Below are 8,688 nucleotides of genomic sequence, written 5' to 3' on the forward strand. Positions count from 1 at the left end.
CCCCGTTGGCTGCGAGACGGCGGTCACCGAAGAGCCGAGAGGCCACGGGCCAGCCGGCGGACGCCCTCGGTGATGGCTTCCGGGCCGGCCGCGTACGACAGCCGGAGGTGCCCCTCGCCCCGGGCTCCGAACTCGCTTCCGGGCCGCACGGCGACGCCGTGCGTGCGCAGCGCCGCGACGACCTCCACGGAGGGCATGTCGAGGTCGTAGCGCGGGAACTGGTAGAAGGCTCCTTCCGGCGCGCTGAGGGTGAGGCCGGGGATCGCGGCCAGTTCCGTGCGCATGATCTCGCCGCGCCGCTCGTACGCGGCGCGCATGCGGGCGACGTCCTCGTCGCAGCTCTGTACCGCGGCGAGGGCGGCGTCCTGGACGAAGGTGTTCACGGAGCCGTTGAAGGTGTTGTGGATGCGGGCGGACGCCTGGATGAGCGGCGCCGGTCCCCAGAGGTAGCCGACGCGCCAGCCGGTCATCGCGTAGCTCTTGGAGAAGGTCTGGCAGTAGACGGTGCGGTCGCGCAGGCCGTCGATCGAGATCGTCGAGCTGAAGGGCCTGCCGGTGTAGTCGAGGTCGGAGTACGCCTCGTCGGAGATGACGATCGTGGAGGTGCCGTCGAGCAACTCGGCGAGCGCGTCGAGTTCGTCGCGGCTGTGCACGATCCCGGTCGGGTTGCTGGGGTTGCAGAAGACGAAGAGCTTGGCGTCCGTGAGGGCGTCGGCAAGCCGGTCGAGGTCCCAGTGCAGGTCCGGCGCGAGGGGGACGGGTACGACCGTGCCACCGGCCATGCTGACCAGGTCCGCGTAGAGGGAGTAGGTGGGGTCGGGGATGACCACCTTGTCACCGGGGTCGACGATGCCGAGGATCGAGGCGGCGAGCCCGGCCGTTCCGCCCTGGGTGATCAGGATGTCGGAGGCGGAGGCCGGTGCCCCGGCGATGCCGGTGAGCTTTTCGGCGAGCGCTTCGCGCAAGGCGGGTTCGCCGAGCAGCGGTGAGTAGTGGGTGCGTCCGGTGCGCAGCGAGGCGTGGGCCGCCTCGGTCACCACGTGGGGGGTGTCGAAGTCGGGTTCGCCCATGGCGAGGGAGACGAGGTCGCCCCGCGACTGCGGTTGCTGCGTCCGGCGGGAGGCGGCGGCGATCCGGGCGGCGGCCTCCGCGGTGGCGAACAGGGGCGGCTGCGTGGTGATGGTGGGCGGCATGCGCTCCTCCTGGTGGCGGGTTGGTCAGGCCTGCGGTGCGGCGTCGGCGGGTGCGCCCGCCCAACGGCTGATCTCGAGGTCGGCGGAGGTGTCGCGCTGGCGCGTGGGGGCGACGACGATCTCCTGGAGGACGACGCGCTGGGGAAGGGTGACGGCGAGGCGGATGGCCTCGGCCACGTCCTCGGGCTGCACCATGCCGGCGCGTTCCTCCGGCGCCGGGGGCCGGGCGCGGTTGTCGAGGATGGGGGTGTCCGCCTCGCCGGGCAGCACGGTGATCGCCCGCAGCCCCTGGTTGCGGAAGGTGTTGTGCAGGAACGTCATGAAGTTGCGCACCCCGGCCTTGGCCGCGCCGTAGGCGGCGCCGCCGAGCAGGTTGGGGTTGACGGCGGCGAGCGAGGACACGGTGACGATGGTCCCGGTGCCGCGGCCGAGCATGTCGGGCAGCACGGCCTGGGTGAGCTGGAAGACCGCCGTGAGGTTCACGTCGAGGACCTGGCGCCACTCGTCGTGCGGGAGCCATTGCGGGTTGAGCACCGACGAGGCGCTGCCCGCGTTGTTGACGAGGACGTCGACCGGCCCGAGTTCGGAGCGGACACGGTCGAGGACTCGGGTGACGTCGTCCTCGCGGGTGACGTCCGCGGCGATGGCGAGGGCGGTCCCGCCCTCGGCGCGGATCGTGGCCGCGACGTCGTCGAGTGCCTCCTGCCTGCGGCCGAGAAGCACCACGGCGGTGCCGTCCCGGGCCAGCAGCCGTGCGGTCTCGAGCCCCATCCCGCTGCCCGCTCCCGTGATGAGCGCGGTCCTGCCGGCCGACGTCGTCACCGTTCGTCCTCCATGACTGATCTGAGATGAACTTTTCAAGTGAGAATACATTCTCATATAGTTCCGGACAAGGGTGCCGAGGGCGCCGTGAAGCCGAGAGCACCGAACGCCTCCGTGGCCGCGTGTTCCAGTGCGCGCACCTCCGCTTCGCGCCGCGCGAACCGGCGCAGCGCGCTCTCGCGGTCGGTCCAGTGGAACCGCAGTTCCCGCCCCGGCCCGGCCTGCCCGAGCAGGGACAGGGACGCCCGCGAGGCGACACCGACGATCGGGTAGCCCGCGGTCAGGCTCCGGTAGCGGCCGAGCACGATCAGCTCGTCCGCGTGCGGGATTTGCAGTGCGCCGACGGGCACCCCGTGCGACACGATCTCGGTGTCGGTGTCCGGGTGGAGCACCGGCCCGTCGAGCCGCAGCCCGACGTGGTTGGAGCGGTTGGTGACGACGTAGGTCGCCTCCTCGATCACCTCACGGATACCGGCGATCGTGTGGATCCCCTGAGTCGGGACGACATCGATGTCCCAGGGCCCGGCGTCGAAGCGCGGGACCGGAACGGGCAGCCGGAACAACGGCGCTTGGAACAGCCGACGGCTGAAGCCCCGGAATTCCGTGTCCAGGAGGACGGACGAGCCCCGGACGACGACCTGCCCGAACCCCATGCGGGCGTCCGGGGCGGCGCTGCCCAGCAGGGTCTCCGCGGTCAGCGCGCCGTTCACGGCCAGATAGGTACGGGTCCCCCGGCTCACGTCCCCGTGCACCCGTACCTCGTGGCCCGCCGGTACCACCAGCGGGGACCAGCTCTCGACGGGCCCGCCGCCCACGGTGACCAGGGCGGGGGCTCCGGTCACGGCGAGCAGGACGTCGGCGTCGGGCACGATCGCCAGTTCGCCGCCGAGGTTCTCGATCAGGGTCGCCCCTCGGGGGTTGCCCACGAGGAGGTTGGCGACGGCCGCCGAGTGCTGGTCGGCCGCGCCGCCGGTGGGGACACCGCGCCGCTCCGTGTCGCGACGGCCGAGGTCCTGGAACGTCGTGATCCATCCCGTGCTGGTGATCTCGACCGCCACGGTCTTCATGCGGACTCCCCCACCGGCAGCAGGAAGCCGGGCCCGAGGGCCGCGGCCTCGTCCCGGGTGACGGGGACGAAGCGCACGATGTCGCCGGTGCCGAACGAGACGGGGTCCGGTCGGGAGATGTCGACGATGGTGCGCGGGGTGCGCCCGACCACGCGCCAGCCGGTCGGGCCGGGGAACGGCTGGATGATCGCGTGGGTACCGGCGATCATGATCGCTCCGGGGGCGACGTCGGTCCGGGGCTCGGCCAGCCGGCGCACCGGCCTGGGCACCTTGAGTCCGTCCATCATCGGGGCCATCGCCGCGCCGAGGAGGGAGATCGTGAAGCTGGACTCCGCGATCGCCTCGACGACCTCGGCGGGGGCCAGGCCCATGTCGTCGGCGACGGACGCCAGATCGGGTCCGGTCTCGTCGTCGAAGACGACGGGAACGGCGAACTGCCGGACCTCCCGCAGACGGCCCGGACCGTCCGACGGCCCCGGGGCCCACGCCGCCAGCAGTCGGGCCGCGTACTCCACGTGCTCGAGCGCGGTCCGCAACGGGTCGAACTCGATGAGCAGGGACTCGAGACCGGAGACGACGTCCAGCACGCCGTGGGGGCGGTGGGCCAGGAACCGGTCGCGGAAGGCGACGATCCCGGACTTGCGGATGGCCTGGTCGGCGTGGGGGATGGTCACCATCACCGCCGAGTCCCCGAAGGGCTCGACGGTGATGGCACCGTACTGTGCTGTGGTCATCGCGCTGGTGGGCTCGGCCCTCAACGGGCGAGCGCGACCTCCGCCTTCTCCGCCAGGACGTCCCGCAGACCGGCGACGCGGATGTCCGCCGCGCCGAGCGCCTTCCGCAGCGCGGTGCCGTTCTCGAGGACGGAAGGGTGGTCACCGTGCAGGAGCAGGACGTCGGCGTCGTGTCCGAGCGGAACCACGTTGCCGTTGACCGAGCGTACGGTGCCCTCCTGCACGACCTGGACCGAGCGCCGGCCGATGAGCTCGGGGTCGTAGATCAAGCCGCCTTCGTGGGAGCGGGAGACGGGCATGCCGTCGTCGCCGTATCCCCGGTCGGCGAGGAACACGTAGCCGACCTCGAGTCCGCGCTTGCGCGACTCCTCGGCGAGCAGACCGCGCTGGCATATGACGACGTAGTCGGTGTTGTACGCGGCGATGGCGTCGGTGATGGCCCGCGCGTGCTTGGCGTCGGTCTGCGCGATCGAGCCCATCCGGCCGTGCGGGGCCACATGGCTGATCGTGCCACCGTGCACCCTCGCGAAGGCGTCGAGTGCGCCGAGCTGGTAGAGGACGTCGGTGCGGATCTCTTCCTCGGTCGCCTCGATGAGCCGGCGGCCGAAGCCGACGAGGTCGGGGTATCCGGGGTGGGCGCCGAGCTCGATGCCGCGCTCGACGCAGTCGGCGACGGTCCGGTCCATGATGCGCGGGTCGCCGGCGTGGAAGCCGCAGGCGATGTTCGACGACGTGACGAGGCCGAGCAGAGCGCCGTCGTCGCCGATCGTGTAGTTGCCGAAGCTCTCACCGAGGTCGGCGACAACGGCTACGGAGTTGATTCCCATTGGTCTCTCCCGGGGGTTTCAGCTGGATGCGAGGGGCTGGCCCTTGGTCTCTCGCAGGAAGGCGACGGTGACCAGGGTGATCAGGGCGGTGATGATGGAGGCGAAAGCCGGGATCAGGTTGGAGCCGGTCGACTCGATCAGCTCGGTCATCAGGAGCGGGGCACTGCCTCCGAAGATGATCGTGGAGATGCTGAATCCGATGCTGTAGGCGGAGTAGCGCACGGTGGTCGGGAACATCTCGGCGAGGACGGTGTGGACCACGGCGGCGTGGCCCGAGAAGGCGATCGCGAGAACGATGGTGCCGATGCAGGCCAGGCCGAACTCTCCGGTGGTGATGAGCCGGAACATCGGGTACGAGACGAGGGCCATCGCGATGGCGGAGTAGGCGAGGACGGGTTTGCGGCCGATCCGGTCCGAGAGGCGCGCCATGAGCGGGATACAGATCGCGATGGCGACGAGGCTGAACGCCGTGACCATGAGCGCCCGCAGCATCGAGAAGTTGTGTTCGCCGAGCGAGGTCTTCATGTAGGTGGGCATGTAGACGAACAGCAGGTAGTAGCCGGGGCCGTTGAGCGCGGGGAGGAAGATCGTGAGCGCGATCGCCTTCAGGTGGCGCGGGGAGGTCAGTGCGGCCCTCAGCGGGTTGCGCACGACGGTGTTCTGCTCGCGCAGCACTTTGAAGTGCGGGGTCTCCTCCAGTCGGCTGCGGATGTAGAAGCCGACGTAGCCGAGCGGGACGGCGAGGAGGAACGGCACCCGCCAGGCCCAGGAGGTCATGGTGTCCTCGCCGAGCGCCGTGATGAGGACGGCGGAGAAGGCGCTGCCGAACATCAGGGCGATGAACGAGCCGACGGCGATGAAGCTCATCATGTAGTTGCGGCGTGCGTCCGGGGCGTACTCGCCTACGAAGGACATGGCGCCGGCCACCTCCCCGCCCGCCGAGAAGCCCTGGAGCACCCGGAGGAGGACCAGAAGGACAGGTGCGGCGACACCGATGACGGTGGAGGACGGGATGAGCCCGATGGCCGCGGTCGCGGCGGAGATCAGCACCAGGAGGGTGGCCAGGAGGCTCTTCCGCCCGATCTTGTCCCCGAGGTATCCGCAGATGACGCTGCCGAACGGGCGGGCGATGAAGCTGACCAGGAAGCCGACGTTGGTGAGGAAGAGATTTCCGGCGTCGGCCTCCCCCATGATGTTGATCGCGAGATAGGTGACGAGCAGGCCGTAGATGCCGTAGTCGTACCACTCGACGAAGGAGCCGATCGCGCCGGCGACGGTGGCCTTGCGGACGACCTTGTCGTTGGCGGCGGCGACGTCGACCGCGGTCGCGCCGGACTGTTCCGGCGCTGCCCCGTGACGATCCGATGTTCTGTCAAGCCGGTCTGACGTTGTCATTCGCGTTCACTTTCGGTGTCGCGGACTCCGGAACGGCGTCCTGAGAATCATGCGCTGAACGTGGTCACCGTTCCGGTCTCGCAGGGAACGCGGTGACGGCATCTCGGGGTGGTCGTGTGGCTTCGGTGCTGTTCAGGAATCCGCCCGTACAGGACCTGCGGGGGCTCGATGCCGGGCACACCGCCGTGCTGCCGTCGTTGTGCGCCCGAGTGGGTGCCGGGAGGAGACGTCACGGGTACGGGGCCGCAGAGCAGCGCCGACATCAAAGTTGCGACTTGAATCGCGAATGAGAATAGATTCGCATTCTGAGAGCGGTCAAGGGTTCGCGTTGCCCCGGCGTTCACCTTGCGCTTCGATCGCGCTTCCCTACCGGATCGCCAGGGTTCCCCCGCCACCCCCCGGCCGGCCTTGACGCCGGAGGGGCCCCTCACGGGCGCCGTCCGGCCGCATCACCCCTTGTCCTGCGACACGGATGGATGCACACTGTCACTCGCAAAACGCGAAAGCTTTCGCATTTTCTAGGTGGGCGGGATGGACCCCATGGCCTCCACCACCCGAAGGAGCCCGCGATGACTCAGGACAATGTGCGCGTGAACACCGCGTGGGAACGCGTCGACGGGCATGTGCTCGATCAGTTCCGCACGCACTCCGTGGCCAACCTCGGCGACGCCCTCGACCGGCTGAACATCGTCGACGGGGGCATCGCCCCCATCTGGAACGGGGCCAGGGCCGTCGGCACAGCGCTCCCGGTCCTCACCGTGGCGGGCGACAACAAGGCAGTGATCGCGGCGCTCGAGCACATCCGCCCCGGTGACATCCTTGTCATCAACGCCTTCGGCTACGACGGCCGCGCCATCATCGGCGACAACCTCGCCCAGCGGTTCGCCGCGTACGGCGCCGCAGGCGCGATCATCGACGGCTACGTCCGCGACGCCGCGATCATCGAAGAACTCGGCATCCCGATCTTCGCTCGCGGGCTCACCCCCGCCGGTCCGTTCAAGAACGGACCGGGCACGATCGGCGAACCGGTCGCCATCGGCGGCGTCGTGGTGAACCCCGGCGACATCGTCGCTGCCGACGGGGACGGTGTCATCGTCATTCCGCCGCGCCGCGCCGACGAAGCGCTCACGTCGGTCCGCGAGATCGTCGCCCGCGAAGCGGCGCTGGACGCCGAGGTCGAAGCCCTGCGGAGCAAGACCGCCTGATCCCGGCCTGCGAGGCCGAGACGCGTAACGCCCACCCCCTTACCGATGGGCGGAGGCCGGAAGGAGTCCGTCGGCGACCAGCCCGGCGAGGACGGCCTCGCCCAAGGCATGGACGGCGGACTGGGGCCGGACCATGACCGTGAACTCCTTGATCCGGCCGTCGTCGTCGAAGTGGAGCAGATCGATGCCGTGGATCTCCTTACCGCCCGCGACGGCCCGGAAGAGCAGGACCGCCGAGGAGGAGACACTGCCGTCGGCACTCGTCTCCGCGGTGCCGTCGTGGTCGCCGACGTAGCGGAAATTCTCGAAGTTGCAGCAGGACTCCGAAGAGGCCCAGCGCCATGGGCTTGCCTTCGAAGGGGGTGAACTTCACGGGGGCCGAACTGGACCACTTCACGGCCACCGCCGCCAAACCGTCCTTCGTGCGGGACGACTTGGTCGTCAAGGTCCAGGCCGCCGATCACGTCGACACCCGGACGCTGATCGCGCGGCTGACCGAGCGCGCGGCGCTCGCCCAGGCCGAGATCGACCTGTTCGGCAACCTCCTGCGCGGCATGCGGGGCGACCGCACCGAAGAGGAGTTCCTGCGCCACGGCGAGCGCATCGGCCCCTACCTCACCTGCTTGCGCGGGCTTGGCCTTCGAACAAGGCAACCTCGACTGGTGCGAGCGCACGGCCACCGTCCTCAGGGAAAGAGAAGGTGCTGATGCCCCACGCCGATGACCCGCGCTACCCGCGCCACGTCAGCCGACGCGCCGCCGGGACTTGCGCCGGAGGCGCAAGGGGATGACGTACCAGCAGATGGCGAACCAGAGCATGACCAGGCCGACGATCACCTCGGCGACAACGCTGTCGGTGACGACGTTGAGGATGAGCAGCAGGGTGCAAGCGATGGTGAGCGCCAGCAGCACCATTCCGCACACCATGAGCCGGCCGGCGGCTTCCACAATCTCATCCTTCATGCGCAGCCCGGAGAGGAAGCGGTGGATCGACACCGGAGCGATCAAAGCGGCCACCGAGGAGGCTCCCAACGCCACCGTCACCACATATAGCGTGCGGTCGAAGACTTCCAGGTCCCCGAACGCCGGTGTGAAGGCGAGGGAGAGCAGGAATCCGAAGAGGATCTGCACACCGGTCTGCGCGACCCGCGTCTCTTGGAGAATCTCGTTCCATTTCCGGTTGACGCGCTCGCGCGCGGTCTCCGGCCGTTCGTGTTCTTCGGATGACGGCGCGCTCGTGCACGACGGGCACGATGAGTCACGCACTGCCGCAAGATGCGGGCCTGCAATCGTCATGTCTCCTCCTGCGGTGCGAGGGGACCGGCGCTCCGCTGCGTTTCCGAGTGCTGGGGTATGCGGAGCGGCGGGCGTCATGCCGCCGGGGCCTCGATCTGGTCGTGCAGCCGGGCGCAGGTGCGGTTGATCAGGCGGGACACGTGCATCTGG

Annotated in this window: 8 protein-coding genes and 2 pseudogenes; 2 read left to right on the top strand and 8 right to left on the bottom strand. The window is 69.6% G+C overall.

The genetic code is table 11. The annotated features are described in order from the left end of the window. Positions 1 to 23 precede the first annotated feature (23 nt). From EEJ42_RS17165 to EEJ42_RS17190, 6 genes are read right to left on the bottom strand one after another with little or no spacing between them, the layout of a single operon-like run. Positions 24 to 1,193 carry a pyridoxal phosphate-dependent aminotransferase gene (locus EEJ42_RS17165; protein WP_123100790.1) on the bottom strand — a complete coding sequence of 390 codons (1,170 nt, stop codon included), beginning with the start codon at positions 1,191 to 1,193 and terminating at the stop codon, positions 24 to 26. Between the two features lie 24 nt (positions 1,194 to 1,217). Beyond that, complete coding sequence (locus tag EEJ42_RS17170; RefSeq protein ID WP_123100791.1) at positions 1,218 to 2,015, bottom strand: SDR family oxidoreductase; 798 nt, start codon at positions 2,013 to 2,015, stop codon at positions 1,218 to 1,220. A 53-nt stretch (positions 2,016 to 2,068) separates the two neighbouring features. After that, positions 2,069 to 3,082 (bottom strand): 5-oxoprolinase subunit C family protein, encoded by a 1,014-nt coding sequence (locus EEJ42_RS17175; protein ID WP_123100792.1) that lies wholly within the window; start codon positions 3,080 to 3,082, stop codon positions 2,069 to 2,071. Further along, positions 3,079 to 3,816, bottom strand: coding sequence for a 5-oxoprolinase subunit B family protein (locus tag EEJ42_RS17180; RefSeq protein ID WP_123100793.1), 738 nt, complete (start codon positions 3,814 to 3,816; stop codon positions 3,079 to 3,081). The genes EEJ42_RS17175 and EEJ42_RS17180 overlap by 4 nt, the downstream gene beginning before the upstream one ends. Positions 3,817 to 3,836: 20 nt before the next feature. Next, the gene (locus tag EEJ42_RS17185; protein ID WP_009720598.1) at positions 3,837 to 4,643 is read right to left on the bottom strand and encodes a 5-oxoprolinase subunit PxpA; all 807 of its coding nucleotides are present in this window, start codon (positions 4,641 to 4,643) and stop codon (positions 3,837 to 3,839) included. A gap of 18 nt (positions 4,644 to 4,661) precedes the next feature. Further along, entirely contained in the window at positions 4,662 to 6,038 is a 1,377-nt protein-coding gene (locus tag EEJ42_RS17190; protein WP_123100794.1) for an MFS transporter, read from the bottom strand. 569 nt (positions 6,039 to 6,607) lie between these two features. On the opposite strand from EEJ42_RS17190, the gene EEJ42_RS17195 reads away from it, so the two are divergent. Continuing rightward, a complete protein-coding gene (locus tag EEJ42_RS17195; protein WP_123100795.1) occupies positions 6,608 to 7,243 on the top strand; it encodes an RraA family protein in 636 nt (211 codons plus the stop codon). Positions 7,244 to 7,282: 39 nt separating this feature from the next. Here the strand turns inward: EEJ42_RS17195 and EEJ42_RS17200 are convergent. Beyond that, positions 7,283 to 7,622 (bottom strand): annotated as a pseudogene (locus EEJ42_RS17200) (nuclear transport factor 2 family protein); the annotation flags it as partial. Here EEJ42_RS17200 and EEJ42_RS17205 point away from each other — a divergent pair. Beyond that, a pseudogene (locus EEJ42_RS17205) lies at positions 7,621 to 7,966 on the top strand (virulence activator alpha C-terminal domain-containing protein); the annotation flags it as partial. The pseudogenes EEJ42_RS17200 and EEJ42_RS17205 sit on opposite strands and share 2 nt — an antisense overlap. 20 nt (positions 7,967 to 7,986) lie before the next feature. Here EEJ42_RS17205 and EEJ42_RS17210 read toward each other — a convergent pair. Continuing rightward, on the bottom strand, positions 7,987 to 8,538 hold the full coding sequence (locus EEJ42_RS17210; RefSeq protein ID WP_123100796.1) for a DUF6328 family protein: 552 nt from the start codon (positions 8,536 to 8,538) through the stop codon (positions 7,987 to 7,989). Between the last annotated feature and the right edge of the window lie 150 nt (positions 8,539 to 8,688).

This window comes from Streptomyces botrytidirepellens (genome assembly GCF_003721215.1).
GTDB classification, from domain to species: domain Bacteria; phylum Actinomycetota; class Actinomycetes; order Streptomycetales; family Streptomycetaceae; genus Streptomyces; species Streptomyces himastatinicus.